Origin of the sequence: Roseateles saccharophilus (assembly GCF_004342485.1) — a bacterium.
GTDB lineage: Bacteria > Pseudomonadota > Gammaproteobacteria > Burkholderiales > Burkholderiaceae_C > Pelomonas > Pelomonas saccharophila.
Genome location: NZ_SMBU01000007.1, coordinates 95,788 through 115,379 on the forward strand (window position 1 = coordinate 95,788; position 19,592 = coordinate 115,379).

Here is a 19,592-nt window from a genome sequence, read left to right on the forward strand (position 1 = left end):
GCCAGGCTGCGGCCATGGCCCTGCCCTCAGGCCTGTGCCCTGGCACTGCCGCAGCAGGCGGCGGCCGGCGCGGCCATATCCTCGTAGCGGTCGTGGTGGCGCACCCAGGCCATCGTGTACTCGAGGCCGTCCTCGTCGCGGCCCCGGGGCGTCAGGTCGACGAGGTTGTAGGTGCCCATCATCACCTCCACGCCGCGGCCGAAGGTCGAGTAGGTGTGGAAGACCTGGCCCGTGTCGTCCCTGCTGAAGACGCTGACGCCGGGCGCCTCCTCCAGCGGGAAGGCTGTCATGTGGAAGTTGTAGAAGACCTCGCCGCGCGCGCGCTCCTCGGGCGTGAAGCTGACGTGGAAGTCGCGGTTGAAGTCGTTGCCGTGTGACGAGACCCAGGGGAAGCGCCAGCCCATGCGCTGGCGGAAGGCCTGGATCTCGGCCAGCGGTGCACGCGACACGGCCAGCAGCGCGATGTCGCGGTGGGCCAGGTGGGGGGCCATGCCGTCCAGGTGGTCGGCCATGAAGGAGCAGCTCTTGCAGCCCTGCTCCCAGCCCGGGCCGAACATGAAGTGCTGCACCAGCAGCTGGCGCCGGCCCTGGAAGAGCTCGCTCAAGCGGCGCGGGCCATCCGCGGTGTCGAACAGATAGTCCTGCTCCAGCCGGACCCAGGGCAGGGCACGGCGTTCGGCGGCGATGCGATCGCCGAGGCGGGTCAGCTCCTTCTCGCGGGCGAGCAGGGCCTTGCGTACGGCGATCCAGTGGTCGCGGCTGACGATGGGGTGTTGGATGGGGGCATTCATGGCATCTCCTTGGGTTGGATGGGCAATGCAGCGGCTCCACCCGGCCGGGTGGGGCGTTTGCTCGGGGGGAAATCAGGCGGCGCTGGCGGGCCTGGGCCGCTTCACGGCGCGGACCTTGCTGCTGTTGCCGCCGCCGGCATAGAAGAGGTCGCGGCCGTCGGACTCCAGGCCGCTGACAGCGGTGCCCGGCGGCATCTGCAGGCAGTCCAGCACCGCGCCGCTGGCGGGGTCGATGCGGCGGATGTCGCTCGCCTCCCCCTCCCAGGTGCCGTGCCAGAGCTCCCCGTCGACCCAGGTCACGCCGGTCACGAAGCGGTCGGACTCGATGGTGCGGCGGATGGCGCCGGTGGCCGGGTCGATCTGGTGGATGCTGCGCCCGCGGTACTGGCCCACCCACAGGCTGCCCTCGGCCCAGGCCAGGCCCGAGTCGCTGCCCTGCCCCGGCGCCGGGATGGAGGACACGATCTCGCCGCTGGCGGGGTCGATCTTGTCGATGCGCGACTCGGCGATCTGATAGAGGTAGCGGCCGTCGAAGGCCGTGCCGGCATCGGCCGCGCGGGCGATGCGCCGCACGACCTCGCCGCTCGCCGGGGCGATGGCCAGCAGCGCGGAGCCGGCGGCGGCCCAGATGCACTCGCCGTCATGCGTGACGCCGCCGATGTTGGCGACGCCGGCGAAGGGGCCGTACTCGCGCACGATCTCGGCGGTTCGGGTCTTGGTGCTCATGCGGTCGCTCCTGGCTGCGCGCCGTGCTTGGCGCATGACTGCAATCTACTCAAGCGGCAGCGCGGCAGGGAGTAACAAGATCGTCGTGAAACCCGTCAGTGGCGGCGCCAGCCAGCGCCGCGCCCGGGTCTGGCCGATGGCGCGCACGCGGCCGGCGGCCTCCAGCCCGGCCAGCTCGCGCTGCACCGTGCGCTGGCTGGCGCCCAGGGCCAGGGCCAGCCCCGAGGTGGACCAGGCCGCGCCGTCGGCCAGCAGCGCCACCAGCTCGCCCTGCTCGCCGTCCATAGGCGGCGCCAGCACGGCCACCGCGCGGCCGTCGCGCGGCCGCAGCGCGAAGCCGCGCGGCGTGGCCGCGATGTCCGCCAGGCCCGCCACCAGCGCACGCAGCCGGCCCATCTCCACGCGCAGCCGCGCGCGGTGGCTGTCGTCGGCCTCGCGCAGGCGGAAGGCACGGGCGATCAGCGCGTCCCGGCCGGCGTCGCCCGGCCAGGCCTCGGCCAGTGCGCGCAGCAGCGTGAACAGGATGGGCCGGCGCGCCAGCATCAGACTGGCCTCGCCCGCGCGCAGCCCATGGCGGCAGGCATCCACGACGAGGGCGCCCGAGTCCAGCAGCGCCACCACCTCGGCCAGGCGCAGGGGCTGGGCCTCGCCAGCGCACAGGCGCCGCGCGGCTGGCTGCTGCAGCAGGCTCCGGGCCCGCGCCACCTCGGCCTGCAGGGCCGGGATGCCGGCCCGGCGCGCCGCGGCCTCGGCGCGTTCCAGCGCGGCCTGTGCGTCGGCCATGCGCAGCGTGCGCAGGGCCAGCTCGGCCGCTGCCAGCGCCGCCACGGCCGCGGGCAGCGGCGGCAGGCCCTGGCTGCCGACCGGCGCAAGCAACTCGGCCGCCGCGTCCAGCCTACCCAGCAGCAGCCAGCGCCGCGCCGCGATCAGCCGCGCCTGCAGCGCATTGGCGCGGTCGCCGCGCGCCTCCAGCTCGGCCATCGCGGCGGCCAGCGCGTGCGGCGGGTCGCCGAAGTCGCGCAGGGCCAGCGCCACCTCGGCCTCGGCGACGACGCAGCGCGCCCGCGCCAGCACCTCGTGCGCGCCGAACTCGCGCGAGGCGCGCCTCAGCAGCTCGCGCGAGCGCGCCAGCTCGCCGAGCTGGGCCATCGCGATGCCGCGCAGCGCCAGCGCCGGCGGGTCGTCGCGCAGCGCCACATGCTTGAGCGCCTGCAGCGCGTCGCCGGTGGCGAGCGCCCGTGCGGCGGCGGAAATCAGCGAGTCCATCCCCAAAGGCTAACTTGTCGCCGCCGTGGGCCTGCGCCACCATGCCGCCACGCGCCTGCGGTCCGGGCGCGCGGGAGGATGCGATGTTTCCCTGGTTCTGGCTCTGGGCACCGCAATTGCGCCTGCCCTTCAGCGGTGACGTGGCGCAGGACATCGAGCCGCGCCTGGACTGGTTCTTCAACGGCATCAAGCCGCAGGCCGGCAATGCACGCATCGAGGCCCAGGCCTTCGAGGTGGCCAGCTACGGCCACCAGCTCGGCCTCATCACCGAGGCCTTGATCGACCTGGCCGAGCGCCAGCAGGCCGAATCCGAGCCCTTGCGCGAGCTGCGCGCCATCCGCGACCGCATCGAGGCCATCAAGGCCGGCGAGCACGAGCGCGAGCTGGCCGCATTGGAGGCGCGCGTGCGGCAGCTGCGTGCCCGCCGAGCGGCGGTCGACTGAGCGTTCAGTCGGCGGCTTCGTAGCGCCGCTCGCCGCTGCGCGGGTTGTAGAGCACCTGCATCGTCTGCCCCGACTCGGGGTCGACGAAGCGCTCCTCGGTCTTCTGCCAGCCATCGCCGTCCGTGGCGCTGCGCGCCTTGTTGTAGCGCCAGCGTTCCACCAGCACCGCCGCGGCGATCATGCAGCCCCAGATGGCGAAAGGCGTCGCGTCCCGATGGCCGGCCAGGCGGGCACCCAGGCCGAGCGCGCCGACGGCCAGCGCCACGATGAGCAGCAAGTTGCGCAGCATGGCTCAGCCCGGCAGCTTCTCGACGACGACGGCGGTGCCGTAGGCGACGATCTCGCTCATCGTCTGGCCCATCTCCGACGAGTCGAAGCGCATCATGACGACGGCATTGGCGCCCATCAGGCTGGCGTTCTTGACCATGCGGTCGATGGCGTGGCGGCGGGCCTCCTCGAGCAACTGGGTGTACTCGGTGATCTCGCCACCGACGATGGACCTCAGCCCCGCCAGGATGTTGCCGGCCAGCCCGCGGCTGCGCACGACGACGCCGAAGACCTGGCCCTTGACCTCGGCGACGCGATGGCCGGCGAGGTTTTCCGTGGTGGCAATCAGCACGCTGCTCTCCTGGGTGTTGCGGTGGGGCAATGCTAGGCGCGCGGCCGTTAGGAAGTTGTTAGGGAGCCGTTGGCAGGCCGGACCGCGGGCAGGACGAGGGCGTGACGGTCGGGTTGTCCAGCTCGAAGACCCGGCGCTGCTCCAGCTTCGCGGCCTGGATCGCATCGCCGTAGAACTGCCGGAAGAGCCGCTCGAACGCGCCGTCCTTCTGCGCGCGCCGCAGGCCCTGCTCGAGGCGCCGCGCGAGTTCGGCGTTCTGCCGCGACACGAAGAAGTAGGTGCACATCGGGTAGTGCAATGCCAGGCGAGGCTCGATGACCAGCCCGAGCGAGCCGTAGTTGCGCAGCTCGCCCGCGATCTCGCCGATGCCGCGCGGCAGGTAGCGAAAGCGCTGCACCGCCAGCATCCTGAACAGGCTTTCGTAGTGCGTTGCGGTGACGACGGGCAGGCCGTTGGCGCGCAGGACGGCGGTGTCGGCCCATTCGCCGACCTGGCCGGCCGGCAAGGCCTTGAGCTGCTCCTGCGAGTTGACGGCTTCGAACAGGCCCTGATCGTGTTCGGCGATCAGGAAGATGCGCCAGCCGAGGATGCCCTTGTCGAGCGGGATGCGCACGGGCAGGTAGTCGCGCTCCAGTTCGGCCGTGGTCGGCGCCCAGATCACGTCGATGCCGCGGCCGGTGCCCATGTTCGCGAAGGCGCGCGTCGCGACGCTCGGATCGGCCGAGGGCTGCACGACGAAGTGGCCGTCGGCGCCGGCCAGGGCCAGCTTCAGCAGGTTGACGTAGTAGTCGCCGCGCTGGTCGCCGGCGGCGCTGGTCGCGGGATAGACCACGACGCGGGGCGGCTCCTGCGCCGGCACGGCCGCCGCGATCGACCCGAGCAGCATGGCGCCCGCGAGGAGCAGCGCTCGTGCCATGGTGGGGGTCATGAAAGCTCGGGACTCTGCGTGCGGGTGGCGGGCGATGATAGCCACGGCCGTGCCGGAAAATCGGCCCGATGACGCCCTGCCCCGCGCCCGATCCCGACCCCATGCCCCAGCCGCCGCCCGAGCCCGACTTCGATGCCTGCTGCGGCAACGGCTGCTCGCCCTGCATCTTCGACCTGCACGACCTGGCGATGGACGAGTACCGCCGCGCGCTGCGGGCCTGGCGCGAGCGGCATCCCGACGCTGACTGAAGGAGGCCCGCATGTGCCGCAACATCCGCACCCTGTTCAACTTCGAGCCCCCGGCCACCGAGGTCGAGATCCGCGACGCGGCGCTGCAGTTCGTGCGCAAGCTCAGTGGCTTCAATGTGCCTTCGCAGGCCAATGCGGCGGCCTTCGACCATGCGGTGGCGGCCATCGCGGCCGAGGCGCGCACGCTGATCGCCTCGCTGACGACCTCGGCCGAGCCGAAGAACCGCGAGGTCGAGGCCGCCAGGGCGCGCGAGCGCTCGCAAACCCGCTTTGGCGCGCGCCCGGGCTGACGTAGGCTGGCGCCCCCTTTGACCCGAGGAGTGTGCGATGCCCAAGCTCTTGTCCCTGGTGATCTGCATGGCCGTGCTGACCTGGCTGATGCTGCTCGTGGCCAGCCTGATCCGCGCCCGCGCCTGGACGCCTAAAGGGCTGATGCTGGCCTTCGGCAACCGTGCCGACCTGCCCGAGGCCACGCCGCTGGCCGGCCGCGCCCAGCGCACGGCGGCCAACACGCTGGAGAACTTCGTGCTGTTCGCGGCGCTCGCGCTGACGGCCCAGCTCGCCGGCGCCACCGGCGAGCGCGTGCTGCTGGGCGCCGAGGTCTTCCTGTGGGCACGCATCGCCTACATCCCGGTCTATCTGCTGGGCCTGCCCTTCCTGCGCACGGCGGTCTGGGCAGTCGGCATCGTCGGCCTGGGCATGATGATCGCGGGCATGCGCTGACGCACAATCGCCGCGCCCCCGGCTCCTCCCATCGTCCGCCATGCGCCTGAAGATCGCCCTGTCCGTCGTCGCCCTGCTGCTGCTCATCGCGGCCTGGTTCGCCTTTGCCTGGCACTGGAGCTACTCGGAGGGCGAACGCGCCGGCTGGGTGCAGAAGTTCTCGCGCAAGGGCTGGGTCTGCAAGACCTGGGAGGGCGAGCAGGCCCTGGTGTCCCTGCCCGGCACCAGCACGGTCGAGAAGTTCCAGTTCACCGTGCATGACCAGGCCACGGCCGAGGCGATCAACAAGGTCATGGGCAAGCGCGTGAACCTGCATTACGAGGAGAAGGTCGGCCTGCCGGGCTCCTGCTTCGGCGAGACGCGCTACTTCGTCACCGGCGTCACCGCGGCCGACGAGATCCCGCTGACGCCCGGCGTCGTCGTGCCGGTGCCGCCGGCCTCGGCCGCCAGCCAGTAGGCCGCCGCCAGGGCCCGGCGGCCGAGCCCTAATGCCATGTTTTGACAGCGCTGCCCGGCGACACTCCCGGCATGTCGCTGTTCCAACCGCTCACCGCGCGCTTCGAGCGCCTCGTCGATCCCTACCCCGAGTCCGCGGCCCAGGCCGACGCGCTGCCGACGCGCTTCTTCGCCTTCCTGTGGCGCTGCGCCGATGGCGTGAGGCGGCATCTCCTCGTCGTCACGCTGCTCACGGCCGGCATCGCGGCGTCCGAGGCCCTGCTGTTCAGCCTGATGGCCTCCCTCGTCGACTGGCTCGCGCGGGTGAAGCCGGCCGAGCTGTGGAACCGGCCCCAGCCCGTCGTGTTCATGCTGCTGGCCACGCTGGCCGCCCTCGTCGCGTTCGCGGCCGCGCAGGCGCTGACCAAATACCAGGGCGTGTTCGGCAACTTCCCGATGCGGCTGCGCTGGATCTTCCACCGCCGCATGCTGGCCCAGAGCCTGGCCTTCTTCGGCGACGAGTTCGCCGGCCGCATCGCCACCAAGGTCATGCAGACGGCCCTGGCCGTGCGCGATACCTGGCTCATCGTCGTGGACATCCTCGTCTACGTGGCCGTCTACTTCGGCACCCTGGTCGGCATCGTCGCCAGCTTCGACGCGCGGCTGATGCTGCCCTTCGCGGCCTGGCTGGGCCTCTACCTCGTCGCGCTGCGCTTCTTCGTGCCGCGCCTGGGCAAGGTGGCCCAGGCCCAGGCCGACGCGCGCAGCCTGATGACCGGCCGCATCACCGACGCCTACACCAACATCGCCACCGTCAAGCTCTTCGCCCACGGCCGCCGCGAGGCCGCCTATGCCAAGTCGGCGATGCAGGACTTCATGTTGACGGCCTACGGCCAGATGCGCCTGGTGACCGGTTTCGAGGTGGTCAACGCGGTGCTGTCGGGCCTGCTGGTGGGCAGCACGGCGCTGCTGGCGCTGTGGCTGTGGGGCGTGTCGGCCATCGGCGTCGGTGCGGTCGCCGCGGCCACCGCGATGGCGATGCGGCTGAACGGCATCTCGCACTGGGTCATGTGGGAGATGGCCTCCCTGTTCGAGCACATCGGCACCGTGCAGGACGGGTTGGCCACGCTGACCAGGCCGCAGACGGTGACGGATGCGAGCGACGCGACCGCGCTGACCGTGCCGCGCGGAGAGGTGCGCTTCGAGCAGCTGTGCTTCGCCTACCCGAACGGCAAGGTGGTCGTCGACGGCCTGGACCTGGCCATCAGGCCCGGCGAGAAGATCGGCCTGGTCGGCCGCAGCGGCGCGGGCAAGAGCACGCTGGTGAACCTGCTGCTGCGCCTGCACGACCTGCAGGAGGGCGGCGGCCGCATCCTGATCGACGGCCAGGACATCCGCAGCGTCACCCAGGACAGCCTGCGCCGCCACATCGGCATGGTCACGCAGGACACCTCGCTGCTGCACCGGTCCGTCGCCGACAACATCCTCTACGGCCGCCCCGACGCCAGCCGGGCCGAGCTGGAGCGTGCCGCCGAGCGGGCGCATGCCGAGGAGTTCATCGCCGGCCTGTCCGACGCCAAGGGTCGCACGGGCTTCGAGGCCCATGTCGGCGAGCGCGGCGTCAAGCTCAGCGGCGGCCAGCGCCAGCGCATCGCCATCGCCCGCGTGATGCTGAAGGACGCGCCCATCTTGCTGCTCGACGAAGCCACCAGCGCGCTGGACAGCGAGGTCGAGGCGGCCATCCAGCAGTCGCTGTACTCGCTGATGGAGGGCAAGACGGTGGTCGCCATCGCGCACCGCCTTTCCACCATCGCGGCGCTGGACCGCCTCGTCGTGATGGACTCCGGCCGCATCGTCGAGCAGGGCAGCCATGCCGAGCTGCTGGCGCGCAACGGCATCTATGCGCGGCTCTGGGCGCACCAGAGCGGCGGCTTCCTCGGATTGGAGGCTGACTAGCGTTTCAGCAGCTGCGGCAAGTCCAGCGGCTGGCCGCGCAGCCGTGCATCCAGGAAGGCCGTGCTGGCGTGCAGGGCCTCGCCCAGGTCGGACTGGGCCGCCTCGGTCGCGCTGCCGCTGCGCGGCCCGCGCGCGCCACCCCCTGCCGGCCCCTGCGGGCCGCCGCCCTCCATGCCGCCGCGCCCGCGGCCTCCACCCATGCCGCCGGCCTGGCCACGGTGCTGGTCCTGCGCATGCCAGCCCTCGGGCGCCAGCGTACCGGCCAGCGCCGCATGCGAGACGGCGCCGAGGTTCAGCAGCCAGCCGTTGCCCGGTGTCAGGCCGTCGAAGGCCTGCCGGCGCTCGGCGGGGCGGCGCAGCAGGCCGAGCGGGTCCTGGTCGGTGTCGCTGGTGACCAGCAGCGTGGCGGCGCCGCCGGCCGGCGCCTGCATGGCCGGCGGGCTGATCGCGACGACCGCTTGCCAGCCGGCATCGGCGCGCGCGTCCAGCGCCGTCTGAGCGCCGGTTTCGTAGCCGGCCAGCGCGGCGTGGCTCCAGTCCAGCGCCGGCTGGGCCGCACGCAGAGCCGGCAGCAGGCGGCGCAGCACGTCCAGGCGCTCGGCGCGCAGCGCGTCGCCGTAGTGCAGCAGGCCCAGCTCGCGGAACTCGCCGGTGCGCGCCAGCTCGGAGCGCCAGGCCGCGGCGTCGGCCTCCAGCGGCTGCAGGCCCAGCACGGTGTAGCCGGCCTGGGCCCAGGCCGCGGCCCAGCGCTGACCGGCCTCGCTGCCCTGGCCCAGGCCCGGCAGGTAGACGACCACCGGCTGGCCCGGAGCGGCAGCGGCGCTGCGCGTGATGTTCACGCGCCGGCCCTGCGCCTCGAAGCTGGCCAGCGACAGGTGCAGCTCGCGCGTCGCCGTCTCGGCCCAGGGCTTGGGTGCGGGCGGGCCGCCGGCGCAGGCGGCGAGGGCAGCGCAGAGCAACAGGACGGAGCGGGCAGACGTCATGGGCGGGGCGGGAGTCGGTTGCCGCGCAACGATAGCCCGGCCATGTCGCTGCTTTGTGTCCCGGCGGCTGCGGGAAAACACGACGCTTAGACTTCATGCCATGAGCTCCCAAGTGATTGCCTTCATCGGCGGCGGCAACATGGCCAGCGCCGTCATCGGCGGCCTGCTGCGTGCCGGCCTGGCCGCGGCGCAGCTGCGCGTCGTCGAGCCCCACGCGCCGCAGCGCGACAAACTGCTGGCCGAGTTCGGCGTGCGGGCCCTGGCCGCGGGCGACGCCAGCCTGGGGGATGCCGGCACCGTCGTCTGGGCCGTCAAGCCCCAGCTGTTCGTCGAGGCTGCCGCGCCGCTGCGCGCCTGGGTGGGCAGCGCGCTGCAGCTGTCGGTGATGGCCGGCATCCCGTCGGATTCGCTCGTGCGGGCCACCGGCAGCGAGCGCGTCGTGCGCAGCATGCCCAATACGCCGGCCCTGATCGGCCAGGGCATCGCCGGGCTGTACGCGCGCCCGGCGGTGTCGGCCGAGGAGCGCACCACGGTCGAGCGCCTGCTGGCGCCGACCGGCCAGACGCTGTGGGTCGAGCGCGAGGCCGACCTCGACGCCGTCACGGCGCTGTCGGGCTCGGGCCCGGCCTATTTCTTCTTCTTCGTCGAGGCCATGATGGCCGCGGCCGTGGAGATGGGCCTGACGGCCGAGCAGGGCCGGCGCCTGGCGCTGGCCACCTGCGCGGGCGCCGCGGCCCTGGGCCTGGCCTCCGACGAGTCGCCGACGACGCTGCGCGAGCGCGTGACGAGCAAGGGCGGCACGACGCATGCGGCCATCACGTCCATGCAGGCCGACGCGGTCGACGCGGCCATCCGCCGCGCGGTGCTGGCGGCGCAGCAGCGCGCCGCCGAGCTGGGCCGCGAATTCGGCTGATGGGGATTGCGAGCCGCAACAGCCTGCGCGACTGGCTGCGGGCGCCGGGCTCCCTGAGCCGCCGCCTGGCCCGGCTGGGTGAACGCTTCGAGGTGCAGGTGCTGCGCCAGGGCGTGGCGCCCTTCCGTGCGCTGGAGCGACTGGCCCTGGGGCTGCCGCCGCGCGGGCTGACCGTCGTGCGCGAGGTGATCCTGCGTGTCGACGGCGAGCCGCTGGTATGGGCGCGCTCCGCCGTGCACCAGCGCGCGACGACCGGCCCCTGGCGCGCGCTCAAGGGCCTGGGCGCCAAGCCGCTGGCCCATCTGCTCTACGACGACTACCGCATCCACCGCAGCGAGCTGCAGCCGCGCCGCCTGGCCCGCCAGGGCCACACGCGCCGCCATGCCGCGCGCCAGTGGCAGGCCGCGGTCGGCACGCCGCTGCCGGCGCAGATGCAGTGGTCGCGCAACTCGGTGTTCAGCCGCAGCGGCGCGCAACTGCGCGTGATGGAGCTGTTCGCTCCGGGTTTGGCCGGACAACGCCCCGGGCGGCCGCGCCGCTAGAGTCACTGGACACATTCCAGGGAGCCCCCATGCGCCGTTTCGCTTGCGCCGCCACGCTGGCGCTGCTGAGCCTGTCCGCCCAGGCCTTCTGCGGCTTCTACGCCGGCAAGGCGGATGCCTCGCTGTTCAACGAGGCCAGCCAGGTCGTCATCGCGCGCGATGGCCCGCGCACCGTGCTGACGATGGTCAACGACTACAAGGGCGCGCTGACCGAGTTCGCCCTCGTCGTGCCCACGCCTCAGGTGATCCGCGAGGGCCAGGTGCGGGTGCTGGACAAGGCCATCGTCGAGCACCTCGACGCGTTCTCGGCGCCGCGGCTGGCGGAGTACCACGACAGCGATCCGTGCAGGTTCGATTTCAGGTGGGGGGAGATTCCCTACCCACCGCCCATGCCCATCGCGTACGCGCCCACGCCGGCGGCCAAATCCGCCCGCGACGCCGCCCTCGGCGTCACCGTCGAGGCCCGCTACACGCTGGAGGAATACGACATCGTCAGCCTGTCGGCCACGCAATCCGACGGGCTGGAGACCTGGCTGGCCGAGAACGGCTACCGCATCCCCAAGGGCGCCAGCGCGGCGCTCAGGCCCTATATCGCCCAGGGCATGAAGTTCTTCGTCGCCAAGGTCAACCTGCAGAACCAGGCCCGGACCGGCTACACGATGCTGCGCCCGCTGCAGTTCGCGTTCGAGAGCGAGAAGTTCATGCTGCCAATGCGGCTGGGCATGCTGAACGCCCCGCCCGACAAGCCGCAGGACCTGATCGTCTACGTGCTGAGCGCCCGAGGCCGCGTCGAGAGCAGCAGCTACCGCACGGCCCGCCTGCCCACCGGCGTGAACCTGCCCTTCTTCGCCAAGCCGCTGTTCAAACAGGTCTACCAGGACATGTTCAGCGAACAGGCTAGGCGCGAGGACTACCGCGTCGTGTGGACCGAATACTTCTGGAACATGGGCTTCTGCGATCCCTGCGCGGCCGAGCCGCTGACGCTGCAGGAACAGCGCAAGCTCGGTGCCTTCTGGACGGGGGGTGGCGACCCGATCCAGAACTTCAAGGCCCTGGTCACACCCGGTGCCGAGGCCGGCAAGATGGACGCGGCCCTGATGAACCAGCGCTGGGGCGGCACACCCACCATGGTCACGCGGCTGCACCTGCGCTACACGGCCAACAGCTTTCCCGAGGACCTGATGCTGACGCAGACCTCGGACCAGCAGAACTGGCAGGCCCGCTACGTCATCCAGCAGCCCTATGACGGCACGCTCGGCGCCTGCTTTGCCAACCTCAACGGCAAGGACTGCCCGGCGCTGTGCAAGCCCAAGGTGGCGAGCTGGCTGGGCGCCAAGGGCAGCTACCGCGAGAAGCCCGGCGTGGACTCCGACGACCCCGCCGTGCTGCAGCGTGACTGCGAGTCCGTCTGCACGGCCGCCAAGCGGGCCGGCCTGCAGGCCGCCGGCAGCTACTACCAGCGCGAGCTGCCCGAGCGCCTGCAGCGCGAGAAGCTGGCGCTGGCCCAGCTGACCGGCTGGAGCCTGGCGCGCATCGATGCGCTGCCCGACGCGCAGCGCTACGGCGCGCCGGCCGCCATGCCCGACCGGCCCTGGTGGCAGCGCCTGTTCGGCACGCGATGAAGCTCGACGCGCGCTGGCTGCAAATCGTTTTCCTGGCCAGCTTCCTGCTGCTGGGCGCGCTGGCACGCGACTTCGCGATCACGCCGGCCCAGGTCGCGCTGTGCTTCGGCGCCGCGCTGGCGACCCAGGCCGCCTGGCAATGGGGCCTGGCCCTGCCGCAGCGCCGCCAGTGGGGCGGCTACCTGAGCGCCCTGGTCTCGGCCTTCGGCATCTGCATCCTCGTGCGCGCCGAGAACCTCTGGGCTCACCCGCTGCTGGCAGCCGTGGCCATGAGCAGCAAATACCTGCTGCGCGCCGGCAGCGGCGCCGTGCGCAGCCATGTGTTCAACCCGGCCAACCTGGCGGCCTTCGCGGCCTGGGCCTGGCTGCCGGGCACCTGGCTCAGCCCCGGGCAGTGGGGCGCGCAGACGCTGGCGGCGCTGTGGTTCATCGCGCTCGGCCTCGTCGTCACGCGCCGCGCCCAGCGCTGGGACGTCAGCCTCGTCTTCCTGGCCAGCTGGGCCGTGCTGCTGGCCGGCCGCCTGCTGTGGCTGGGCTATGCCTGGGACCCGGGCGCCGCGATGTGGCTGCAGCAGGTCGGCAACGGCGCCGTGCTGCTGTTCGCCTTCTTCATGATCTCCGACCCGATGACGACGCCGCAGCGCCGCGACGCCCGCCTGGCCTATGCGGTAGCCGTGGCGGCGGGCGCCTTCGGCTGGCAGTACCTGGGCTTTCGGCCGCATGGCCTCATCGTCGCCCTGTTCGTCGCCAGCCTGGCCGTGCCCCTCATCAACCGCCGCTGGCCGCAGCCGCGCTTCGCCTGGGCGCCGGCCGGGCCGCGACCCGCCCGACCGTCGCGTCAGCTGTCGCGGACCTGACGACGTGGTGATGGAAGTGTTTTTACGGAGTCATAAATTAGCGGCGTGCCCATAAACGCTCATAAACTCAACCGTACCAAAGGGGCGTTAGACGACCCGCCGCGCACTGCGACGGTGGGCAAGCAAGAGGGGCAGCAACATGAAGACCCGAGACGTGGTGATCTTCAGCGGCGAACACTTTGTGGTGCCGCAGTGCATTCAACGGATCGACCATCTGTCGACACATGGCTGGCAGCTGCGCTATGGCGGCACCAAGCTGTACTCGGACCACAGCCAGGACGGCAGCGGCGCGCGCAAGGCGCTGGCGCTGGCCACCAAAGAGCTGCTCAAACGCATCGCGACGATGCCGGCGCCGTCCAGGCTGCGCCGCACCCCCAGCCGCAAGAAGCAGAGCGACCTGCCCTCGGGCATCTCCGGCCCCATCGTGCGCCAGCGCGCGGGCAGCCGCGTGCGCGACTGCAGCTTCGCGGTGACGCTGCCGCGCTTCGGCGAAACGCCGCTGGCGCGCAGCGTCTACATCGGCACCGAGAATACCTACACGGTGGAGCGCTATCAGGAGGCGCTGGAGCGGGCCGTGGCCCTGCGCGAAAAGGCCGAGGCCGCCTACCAGCGCGCCGCGACCAAGGAGCGCCGTGCCCAGGCCGTGACGTTGAAAGTGCAGATGGCCGGCCTGCTCGGTCGCGCCTGAGCTGAAACCAGCTTGAACCGGCCGCGGTGCCGGCGGCGGACACAATCGGCGGCTTGGCCTTCCCTGCCCCGCCGTCCATGCCCGACACCTCCCCGCCACCCGACCGCGTTCTCGCCTGGCTGAACGCGCTGCGGCCTGCGCCGCAGGCGGTCAATGCGCGCGAGCGCCTGCGCGTCGTGCTTGGCGCCGGCCTCGGCCTGCTGCTGGCGGGGGCGTTCAGCCATGCGGCCATGGCGCCGGCCCTGCCCTGGCTCGTCGCGCCGCTGGGCGCGAGCGCGGTGCTCGTCTTCGGCCTGCCCGCCAGCCCGCTGGCCCAGCCTTGGGCCGTGGTGGGCGGCAACACGCTGTCGGCCCTGGTCGGCATCGCCTGCATGCAGTGGCTGCCGCTGCCGCCGCTGGTGGTGGCCGCCGTTGCCGTGGCCGGGGCCATCGCCGTGATGTTCCTGCTGCGCTGCCTGCACCCGCCCGGCGGCGCGGCCGGCCTGCTGATGGTGCTGACCGCGACGCATGACTGGCATTTCGCCTTCCTGCCCGTCGCGCTGAACTCGCTGCTGCTGGTGCTGGCCGGCATGGCCTACAACACGCTCACCGGCCGGCGCTACCCGCACTCCCAGCAGCCGCATGCGCCGGCGCTGGGTGCCAGCATCGCGCCGCCGCGCTTCGGCGACGCCGAGCTCGACGCCGTGCTGGCCCGCTACAACCAGGTGCTGGACGTGCCGCGCGACGACCTCGCCGACCTGCTGCACGAGGCCGAGCTGCTCAGCTATGGCAAGCGCCTGGGGCGGCTGCGCTGCGCGGACATCATGTCCAGCCCCGTCATCACCGTCGAGTTCGGCACGCCGCTGGCCGAGGCCTGGACGCTGTTGCAGCGCCACGGCATCAAGGCCCTGCCCGTGGTGGACCGCGTGCAGCGCATCGTCGGCATCGTCACGCGGGCCGACTTCATGCGCGCGGCTGAAGGCCAGCAGCGCGAGGGCCTGGCCGGCCGGCTGCAGGCGCTGCTGAAGCCCTCGCCCGCCACGCATTCGATCAAGCCCGAGGTCGTCGGCCAGATCATGAGCCGCCAGGTGCGCGTGGCCAGCGCCGAGCGCGCTATCGCCGAGCTGGTGCCGCTGTTCTCCGACACCGGCCACCACCACATCCCCATCGTCGGCGAGCAGGCCCGGCTCGTCGGCATCCTGACGCAATCCGACTTGGTGAAAGCACTCGGCCATGGCCCCTGACCACGACATCTTCCGCTGGGGCGTCATCGGCCCCGGCGGCATCGCCAACCGCTTTGCCGGCGCGCTGGCCGCCGTGCCGGGCGCCCGCCTGGCGGCCGTGTTCGCGCGCGACGTGGCCAAGGGGCTGGCCTATGCCCGGCAGTGGCAGCAGGCCGGCGAGCCCGCCCGCGTGACGACGGACCTCGCCGAGCTGCTGGCCAGCGCCGAAGTGGACGCCGTCTACATCGCCACGCCCCATTCCAACCATGGCGAATACGTCCGCGCGGCCCTGCTCGCGGGCAAGCCCGTGCTGTGCGAGAAGCCCCTGGTGACCTCGCTGGAGGAGGGCCAGGCCCTGGTCGATCTGGCACGCGAGCGCGGCGTCTTCCTGATGGAGGCGCTGTGGACGCGCTTCCTGCCGGCCTACGAGCTGGCCGGCCGCTGGCTGCGCGAGGGCGCGATCGGCGAACTGCGGGCGATGCAGTCGAGCTTCTGCTTCTCGGCGCCCTACGACCCGCAGCACCGCGCCTTCAACCCGGCGCTGGCCGGTGGCGCGCTGTGGGACATTGGCATCTACAACCTCGCCGTCACACGCTGGGTGCTGCAGCAGATGAACGACGGCGCCTGCCCCGAGCCGACGGCCATCGACGTGAGCGCCCAGCTCGCACCCACCGGCGTGGACGCGGCCGTCGTCGTGACGCTGCATTTCCCCGGCGGCGTGAGCTCGCAGTTCCGCTGCGGCTTCGACGCCCACTCGATGAATGCCTTCGAGGCGCTGGGCAGCAAGGCGGCGCTGCGCTTCCCGACGGACTTCTGGCAGGCCGAGGCCGCCGAGCTGGTCACGCGCAAGGCGCCCACGCGGTGCGAGGCGGCGCCCTTCGTCGTCAACGGCTTCGAGGGCGAGATCGCCGAGGCCCAGGCCTGCATTCGCGCCGGCCTGCCGGAGAGCCCGCGCATGCCGCACGCCGAGACGCTGGCCCTGCTGGGCTGGATGGACGCCATCCGCGCTCGCTTCTCCGGCGGCGTGAACCGCAAGGGCTAGGGCCTGCTGCCGCAGTGTCAACAGGCCCTAATGCGTCAGCAGCACGGCATTGCTGCGCCCCGGGTGGCGCCTGGGCACGAGCGGCACGCCGCCCTTGCCGGTGGCCGCGTCCAGCGCATGCATGGTGGTGGCCGACGCGCCCGCAAGCACGGGGCAGCTGCCCTTGTCCAGATGGCCCAGGGCCGTGGCCAGCATGGCCTCGGCCGGGTCGCCCAGTGCGTGGGCGAAGTCGTCGCTGACGCTGCAGCCGTGCACGAAGCGCGTGCTGGTGTCGGCGCCGGTGGTGGGCTCGAAGCCGTCGGCGTAGTCGCCGAAGCCCTTGTCGTTGACGCCGCCGAATTCGATGGGCAGGTAGCTGACGCCGCAGTTGTCCCGGGCCGTGAAGCCATAGGGCTTGCCGCAGGTCTTGCCGCCCACCAGCACCACGTCGACATTGATGCCGCGCAGGCCGTTGATGATGGTCTCGCTGGCCGAGCAGGTGCCCGACTGCGCCAGCACATAGACGCGCGTCAGGTTCAGCGCCGGCAGCGGCTGCTGGCTCGTGCAGTTGTTGCCGACGAGGTAGCAGGACGTGCTCTGGAAGGGGTTGGCCGTGTTCTCGCTGCTGCGCCGCGCGTTGTAGGTCAGTGATTCGAAGTTGTGGCCGCTGGTGGCGGCGGTGCCGGCGATCATCGTGGCCAGTTCGCTGGCGATGTAGAGATAGCCGCCGCCGTTGTAGCGCAGGTCCAGCACCAGCTCGTGCAGGCCCTGGGCCTGGAATCCCTGCATGGCCGTGATGAGCTGGGCCTCGGACGGCGCGATGTGGTCGTTGAACAGCAGATAGCCGGCCCGCGTGCCGGCCGGCGTCGTGACGACGCGGGCGATGGGCACGGGCGTCTTCGTCACGTTGGCACTGGTCAGGCCGAGGTTGAGCGTCGTGCCGTTGGCGCGCGTGAACACGAAGCTGTGCGGCAGGTTGAGCGCCGTGGGGAAGAGGCCGGCGTTGAGCGCGTCCACGCCGGCCTGGTCGGCGGCATCGGCACTGGTGCCGTCCACGCTGACGAGCTGGTCGCCGCGCATCAGGCCCGCCTGCTCGGCCGGGCTGCCCGGCTCCACATAGGCGATGCGGATCAGCCGCGGCGGCGTCGTGTTCGTCAGCTTCCACTCGATGCCATAGCCGGCCTCGACGGCGTCGGTGAACAGCGCGTTCCAGGATGCGGTCGAGATCGTGAAGCTGAAGCGGTCGCGCTTGTTGCCGCTGGCGGTGAGCTGCGTCGTTTTCAGAGCCTGGAAGTAGTTGTCCATCGCGACATAGCTGTCGCTGTCGCTGTAGGCGGCCCAGCTCGGGTCCACGCTGGGCACCTGGTCGCGCCAGAGGTAGGCCTCGTCGAAATAGGCCCGCAGCCATTTCTTCTCGGTGTCCAGCGTCGCCGTTCGCAGGCTGGCGGCTGCCAGCGTGTTGTTGGCCGCGCACTGCTGCGCGAAGCTGGCCGAGGGGCCGGCGGGGCCGAAGGAGGCGCTGCCCGAGGAGCCCGAAGACCCGCTGGAACCCGACGAGCCCGAGCTGCCGCCAGGGCTTGCCGCCCCGCCACCGCCGCCGCCGCAGCCACTCAATGCCAGGCCCAGCACCACGGCCAGCGCCGCGGCACCGCGGATCGGATTCGTCATCGCATCACTCCCTGCAAACGCGTTCATCGCACGGCGGTCGTTGCCGCCTCGCGGCGAATGTAACGGGAATGTCATGCAATGTCGGTAGGTACCGACACTGGCGCCTGCACGTTCAGTGCCGCAGCGTCAGGTCCAGCACCGTGCCGGCGAAGACGGCGAAGCCCAGCCAGTGGTTGGCGCGGAAGGCGCGGAAGCAGGGATCGCGCTCGCGCCCGCGGATCAGCAGGAAATGCCAGACCGCCTGCGCCGCCGCTACGGCCACGCCGAGCAGGAACCAGCGCCCCAGGCCCAGGCGCAGGCTCAGCCAGGTCCACAGCCCGAGGTGGATGGCGTAGAAGGCCATGATGCCGGCCACGTCGAAGCGGCCCAGCGCAACGGCCGAGGAGCGCACGCCGATGCGCAGGTCGTCGTCGCGGTCCACCATCGCGTACTCGGTGTCGTAGGCCAGCACCCAGAACAGGTTGGCCACCAGCAGCGCCCAGGCCGACAGCGGCACCGAGCGCAGATTCCATTCCGTGCCGCCCAGGGCCGCCGCGAAGGCCATCGGGATGCCGAAGGAGAAGGCCACGCCCAGCACGGCCTGCGGCATGGCCAGCACGCGCTTGGCGAACGGGTAGACGATGGCCACGGCCAGGGCCCCGAAGCTCAGCAGGATGGTCGGCGGGTTGGTCGTCAGCACCAGGCCGAAGGACAGCAGGGCCAGCGCCGCGCCCAGCCCCAGGGCCTCCTTCACCGACACGGCGCCGGTCGTCACCGGGCGCTGCGCGGTGCGCTTCACATGGCGGTCGAAGTCGCGGTCGGCCACGTCGTTCACGCAGCAGCCGGCCGAGCGCATCAGCACCGTGCCCAGCGTGAACACGGCCAGCAGATGCCAGCCGGGAAAGCCGTCCGCCGCGATCCACAGCGCCGACAGCGTCGGCCACAGCAGCAGCAGCCAGCCGGCCGGGCGGTCCCAGCGGATCAGCTGCAGGTAGAGCGCGAGCCGCGACGGCGGCGCGGCGACGGGGGCGGCGGAAGTCATGGCGGACATTTTCACGCCGCCCGGGCCCGGCTTTGTTGGCATAGTCTGCCCAGCCCCGCCATCACGCCACGCCCGCACCATGAGCCCGTCGACCCGCGACCTCGTCCTGCGCCACTGGCAGCTCGCCAACGCGCGCGAATGGGTCGCGTTCGGCCGGCTGCTGCATCCCGGCATGGTCTACGAGGCGCCGCAAAGCCGCGAGCGCATCCGTGGCGCACCGGGCTATGTGGACTTCTTCGCCACCTGGCCCCAGCCCTGGCGGGTCGAGGTGCTCCGGTGCATCGCCGACGCGGCCGGTGCGATGACCCAATCGACTTCTTCAGCAGCGCGCCGACGATGACGGGCCTGTCCATCTTCGACGTCCGCGACGGCCTCATCGTGCGCGTGACCGACTACTGGCCCGACCCCTACGAGCCGGGGCCGCGGGCGTCGGCGCATGTGGAGCGGTATTGATCTCCATGAGACTGTCCAGTCCCATCGGGCTGTTGCTGCTGTGGGCGTCATTGGCATCCTGGGCCGATCCGGCTCCGCTGCCTCGCGACGTGCAGGCCTTTGTCGAGACGCGGGAATCTTGCGACCACTGGCGGGGCGAAGGCGGTTATGACGAGGAGCGTCGGAAGGACATCGACTGGTCGATCTGCCAGAGCTGCCGCGGCACGGATGCCGAACTGGCGCGGTTGAAGCGCAAGTACCGGCGCAGTGCGCATGTCATGGATGCCCTGGCAGCCTTCGAGCCCCACATCGAGCCGGACGACAAGGCGGCCGTCGAACGGTTCTGCAAGGCGACGCGCAAGCCGAGCTGGGAGCACTGACCAGCGCCTGCTGCGCTTGCACCCATGGATGTTTAGCGTAGCTTCCTACGCCGACGCCGAAATCCCCGCCCGCATCAGGCCATGGCGGCGGCACCTACAGTCCGCCGCTTCGGAAAACCATTCCCCGC

General features: G+C 71.7%; 24 protein-coding genes. 15 read left to right on the forward strand and 9 right to left on the reverse strand.

Translation table 11 applies throughout. The features are described 5' to 3' along the window. Positions 1-26: 26 nt before the first annotated feature. The 3 genes from EV671_RS08135 to EV671_RS08145 all read right to left on the reverse strand — a co-directional run bounded on the left by EV671_RS08135 (position 27) and on the right by EV671_RS08145 (position 2,783). Positions 27-791, reverse strand: coding sequence for a DUF899 domain-containing protein (locus EV671_RS08135; protein ID WP_132570803.1), 765 nt, complete (start codon positions 789-791; stop codon positions 27-29). A gap of 72 nt (positions 792-863) precedes the next feature. Continuing rightward, positions 864-1,517: an NHL repeat-containing protein gene (locus tag EV671_RS08140; protein ID WP_132570804.1), complete on the reverse strand. Its 654-nt coding sequence runs from the start codon at positions 1,515-1,517 to the stop codon at positions 864-866. Positions 1,518-1,562: 45 nt separating this feature from the next. Next, entirely contained in the window at positions 1,563-2,783 is a 1,221-nt protein-coding gene (locus EV671_RS08145; RefSeq protein ID WP_132570805.1) for a helix-turn-helix domain-containing protein, read from the reverse strand. 83 nt (positions 2,784-2,866) lie between these two features. Between EV671_RS08145 and EV671_RS26985 the strand changes: the two genes are divergently transcribed. Next, entirely contained in the window at positions 2,867-3,226 is a 360-nt protein-coding gene (locus tag EV671_RS26985) for a hypothetical protein (protein ID WP_207911114.1), read from the forward strand. 4 nt (positions 3,227-3,230) lie between these two features. On the opposite strand, the gene EV671_RS08155 is transcribed toward EV671_RS26985, so the two are convergent. Genes EV671_RS08155 through EV671_RS08165 form a run of 3 tightly spaced genes read right to left on the reverse strand, consistent with a single transcriptional unit; the run spans position 3,231 to position 4,761 of the window. Further along, complete coding sequence (locus EV671_RS08155; RefSeq protein ID WP_132570806.1) at positions 3,231-3,515, reverse strand: hypothetical protein; 285 nt, start codon at positions 3,513-3,515, stop codon at positions 3,231-3,233. Positions 3,516-3,518: 3 nt separating this feature from the next. After that, the gene (locus EV671_RS08160; RefSeq protein ID WP_132570807.1) at positions 3,519-3,845 is read right to left on the reverse strand and encodes a YbjQ family protein; all 327 of its coding nucleotides are present in this window, start codon (positions 3,843-3,845) and stop codon (positions 3,519-3,521) included. Between the two features lie 58 nt (positions 3,846-3,903). Continuing rightward, on the reverse strand, positions 3,904-4,761 hold the full coding sequence (locus EV671_RS08165; protein ID WP_132570808.1) for a hypothetical protein: 858 nt from the start codon (positions 4,759-4,761) through the stop codon (positions 3,904-3,906). Between the two features lie 80 nt (positions 4,762-4,841). On the opposite strand from EV671_RS08165, the gene EV671_RS08170 reads away from it, so the two are divergent. The 5 genes from EV671_RS08170 to EV671_RS08190 all read left to right on the forward strand — a co-directional run bounded on the left by EV671_RS08170 (position 4,842) and on the right by EV671_RS08190 (position 8,135). Beyond that, entirely contained in the window at positions 4,842-5,021 is a 180-nt protein-coding gene (locus tag EV671_RS08170; RefSeq protein ID WP_132570809.1) for an oxidoreductase-like domain-containing protein, read from the forward strand. An 11-nt stretch (positions 5,022-5,032) separates the two neighbouring features. Beyond that, positions 5,033-5,311: a DUF2277 domain-containing protein gene (locus tag EV671_RS08175; RefSeq protein WP_132570810.1), complete on the forward strand. Its 279-nt coding sequence runs from the start codon at positions 5,033-5,035 to the stop codon at positions 5,309-5,311. Positions 5,312-5,348: 37 nt separating this feature from the next. Further along, complete coding sequence (locus tag EV671_RS08180; protein ID WP_132570811.1) at positions 5,349-5,744, forward strand: MAPEG family protein; 396 nt, start codon at positions 5,349-5,351, stop codon at positions 5,742-5,744. A 40-nt stretch (positions 5,745-5,784) separates the two neighbouring features. Beyond that, positions 5,785-6,201 (forward strand): hypothetical protein, encoded by a 417-nt coding sequence (locus EV671_RS08185; RefSeq protein ID WP_207911115.1) that lies wholly within the window; start codon positions 5,785-5,787, stop codon positions 6,199-6,201. A gap of 71 nt (positions 6,202-6,272) precedes the next feature. Next, a complete protein-coding gene (locus EV671_RS08190) occupies positions 6,273-8,135 on the forward strand; it encodes an ABC transporter ATP-binding protein (protein WP_132570812.1) in 1,863 nt (620 codons plus the stop codon). Here EV671_RS08190 and EV671_RS08195 read toward each other — a convergent pair. Further along, positions 8,132-9,118, reverse strand: coding sequence for a hypothetical protein (locus EV671_RS08195; protein ID WP_132570813.1), 987 nt, complete (start codon positions 9,116-9,118; stop codon positions 8,132-8,134). The two genes, EV671_RS08190 and EV671_RS08195, sit on opposite strands and share 4 nt — an antisense overlap. 100 nt (positions 9,119-9,218) lie before the next feature. On the opposite strand from EV671_RS08195, the gene proC reads away from it, so the two are divergent. The 7 genes from proC (at position 9,219) to EV671_RS08230 (ending at position 15,984) form a co-directional block, all read left to right on the forward strand. Further along, entirely contained in the window at positions 9,219-10,031 is an 813-nt protein-coding gene (gene proC / locus EV671_RS08200) for a pyrroline-5-carboxylate reductase (protein WP_132570814.1), read from the forward strand. Continuing rightward, the gene (locus EV671_RS08205; protein ID WP_132570815.1) at positions 10,031-10,573 is read left to right on the forward strand and encodes a chorismate--pyruvate lyase family protein; all 543 of its coding nucleotides are present in this window, start codon (positions 10,031-10,033) and stop codon (positions 10,571-10,573) included. The genes proC and EV671_RS08205 overlap by 1 nt, the downstream gene beginning before the upstream one ends. Before the next feature lie 29 nt (positions 10,574-10,602). After that, a complete protein-coding gene (locus EV671_RS08210; RefSeq protein WP_132570816.1) occupies positions 10,603-12,195 on the forward strand; it encodes a DUF2330 domain-containing protein in 1,593 nt (530 codons plus the stop codon). Beyond that, positions 12,192-13,052 (forward strand): RnfABCDGE type electron transport complex subunit D, encoded by an 861-nt coding sequence (locus tag EV671_RS08215; RefSeq protein WP_132570817.1) that lies wholly within the window; start codon positions 12,192-12,194, stop codon positions 13,050-13,052. The genes EV671_RS08210 and EV671_RS08215 overlap by 4 nt, the downstream gene beginning before the upstream one ends. A gap of 139 nt (positions 13,053-13,191) precedes the next feature. Next, positions 13,192-13,740, forward strand: coding sequence for a hypothetical protein (locus EV671_RS08220; protein ID WP_132570818.1), 549 nt, complete (start codon positions 13,192-13,194; stop codon positions 13,738-13,740). 77 nt (positions 13,741-13,817) lie between these two features. Then, positions 13,818-14,963 carry an HPP family protein gene (locus EV671_RS08225; protein WP_132570819.1) on the forward strand — a complete coding sequence of 382 codons (1,146 nt, stop codon included), beginning with the start codon at positions 13,818-13,820 and terminating at the stop codon, positions 14,961-14,963. Then, positions 14,953-15,984: a Gfo/Idh/MocA family protein gene (locus EV671_RS08230; RefSeq protein ID WP_132570820.1), complete on the forward strand. Its 1,032-nt coding sequence runs from the start codon at positions 14,953-14,955 to the stop codon at positions 15,982-15,984. Before EV671_RS08225 ends, EV671_RS08230 begins: the two co-directional genes overlap by 11 nt. 27 nt (positions 15,985-16,011) lie before the next feature. On the opposite strand, the gene EV671_RS08235 is transcribed toward EV671_RS08230, so the two are convergent. Further along, positions 16,012-17,631, reverse strand: coding sequence for a S41 family peptidase (locus EV671_RS08235; RefSeq protein WP_132570821.1), 1,620 nt, complete (start codon positions 17,629-17,631; stop codon positions 16,012-16,014). Positions 17,632-17,743: 112 nt separating this feature from the next. Continuing rightward, the gene (gene ubiA, locus EV671_RS08240) at positions 17,744-18,652 is read right to left on the reverse strand and encodes a 4-hydroxybenzoate octaprenyltransferase (RefSeq protein ID WP_132570822.1); all 909 of its coding nucleotides are present in this window, start codon (positions 18,650-18,652) and stop codon (positions 17,744-17,746) included. 79 nt (positions 18,653-18,731) lie between these two features. Between ubiA and EV671_RS08245 the strand changes: the two genes are divergently transcribed. Both EV671_RS08245 and EV671_RS08250 read left to right on the forward strand, forming a co-directional pair. After that, positions 18,732-18,992 (forward strand): nuclear transport factor 2 family protein, encoded by a 261-nt coding sequence (locus EV671_RS08245; RefSeq protein ID WP_165917503.1) that lies wholly within the window; start codon positions 18,732-18,734, stop codon positions 18,990-18,992. Between the two features lie 145 nt (positions 18,993-19,137). Continuing rightward, positions 19,138-19,464, forward strand: coding sequence for a hypothetical protein (locus EV671_RS08250; RefSeq protein WP_132570824.1), 327 nt, complete (start codon positions 19,138-19,140; stop codon positions 19,462-19,464). Positions 19,465-19,592 lie beyond the last annotated feature (128 nt).

What these genes read in the sequence shown, in the direction of transcription:
- EV671_RS08135 (WP_132570803.1), bottom strand. Translation starts at nt 791, where the DNA reads ATGAATGCCCCCATCCAACACCCCATCGTCAGCCGCGACCACTGGATC.
- EV671_RS08140 (WP_132570804.1), bottom strand. Translation starts at nt 1,517, where the DNA reads ATGAGCACCAAGACCCGAACCGCCGAGATCGTGCGCGAGTACGGCCCC.
- EV671_RS08145 (WP_132570805.1), bottom strand. Translation starts at nt 2,783, where the DNA reads ATGGACTCGCTGATTTCCGCCGCCGCACGGGCGCTCGCCACCGGCGAC.
- EV671_RS26985 (WP_207911114.1), top strand. Translation starts at nt 2,867, where the DNA reads ATGTTTCCCTGGTTCTGGCTCTGGGCACCGCAATTGCGCCTGCCCTTC.
- EV671_RS08155 (WP_132570806.1), bottom strand. Translation starts at nt 3,515, where the DNA reads ATGCTGCGCAACTTGCTGCTCATCGTGGCGCTGGCCGTCGGCGCGCTC.
- EV671_RS08165 (WP_132570808.1), bottom strand. Translation starts at nt 4,761, where the DNA reads ATGGCACGAGCGCTGCTCCTCGCGGGCGCCATGCTGCTCGGGTCGATC.
- EV671_RS08170 (WP_132570809.1), top strand. Translation starts at nt 4,842, where the DNA reads ATGACGCCCTGCCCCGCGCCCGATCCCGACCCCATGCCCCAGCCGCCG.
- EV671_RS08175 (WP_132570810.1), top strand. Translation starts at nt 5,033, where the DNA reads ATGTGCCGCAACATCCGCACCCTGTTCAACTTCGAGCCCCCGGCCACC.
- EV671_RS08180 (WP_132570811.1), top strand. Translation starts at nt 5,349, where the DNA reads ATGCCCAAGCTCTTGTCCCTGGTGATCTGCATGGCCGTGCTGACCTGG.
- EV671_RS08185 (WP_207911115.1), top strand. Translation starts at nt 5,785, where the DNA reads ATGCGCCTGAAGATCGCCCTGTCCGTCGTCGCCCTGCTGCTGCTCATC.
- EV671_RS08190 (WP_132570812.1), top strand. Translation starts at nt 6,273, where the DNA reads ATGTCGCTGTTCCAACCGCTCACCGCGCGCTTCGAGCGCCTCGTCGAT.
- EV671_RS08195 (WP_132570813.1), bottom strand. Translation starts at nt 9,118, where the DNA reads ATGACGTCTGCCCGCTCCGTCCTGTTGCTCTGCGCTGCCCTCGCCGCC.
- proC (WP_132570814.1), top strand. Translation starts at nt 9,219, where the DNA reads ATGAGCTCCCAAGTGATTGCCTTCATCGGCGGCGGCAACATGGCCAGC.
- EV671_RS08205 (WP_132570815.1), top strand. Translation starts at nt 10,031, where the DNA reads ATGGGGATTGCGAGCCGCAACAGCCTGCGCGACTGGCTGCGGGCGCCG.
- EV671_RS08210 (WP_132570816.1), top strand. Translation starts at nt 10,603, where the DNA reads ATGCGCCGTTTCGCTTGCGCCGCCACGCTGGCGCTGCTGAGCCTGTCC.
- EV671_RS08215 (WP_132570817.1), top strand. Translation starts at nt 12,192, where the DNA reads ATGAAGCTCGACGCGCGCTGGCTGCAAATCGTTTTCCTGGCCAGCTTC.
- EV671_RS08220 (WP_132570818.1), top strand. Translation starts at nt 13,192, where the DNA reads ATGAAGACCCGAGACGTGGTGATCTTCAGCGGCGAACACTTTGTGGTG.
- EV671_RS08225 (WP_132570819.1), top strand. Translation starts at nt 13,818, where the DNA reads ATGCCCGACACCTCCCCGCCACCCGACCGCGTTCTCGCCTGGCTGAAC.
- EV671_RS08230 (WP_132570820.1), top strand. Translation starts at nt 14,953, where the DNA reads ATGGCCCCTGACCACGACATCTTCCGCTGGGGCGTCATCGGCCCCGGC.
- EV671_RS08235 (WP_132570821.1), bottom strand. Translation starts at nt 17,631, where the DNA reads ATGACGAATCCGATCCGCGGTGCCGCGGCGCTGGCCGTGGTGCTGGGC.
- ubiA (WP_132570822.1), bottom strand. Translation starts at nt 18,652, where the DNA reads ATGACTTCCGCCGCCCCCGTCGCCGCGCCGCCGTCGCGGCTCGCGCTC.
- EV671_RS08245 (WP_165917503.1), top strand. Translation starts at nt 18,732, where the DNA reads ATGAGCCCGTCGACCCGCGACCTCGTCCTGCGCCACTGGCAGCTCGCC.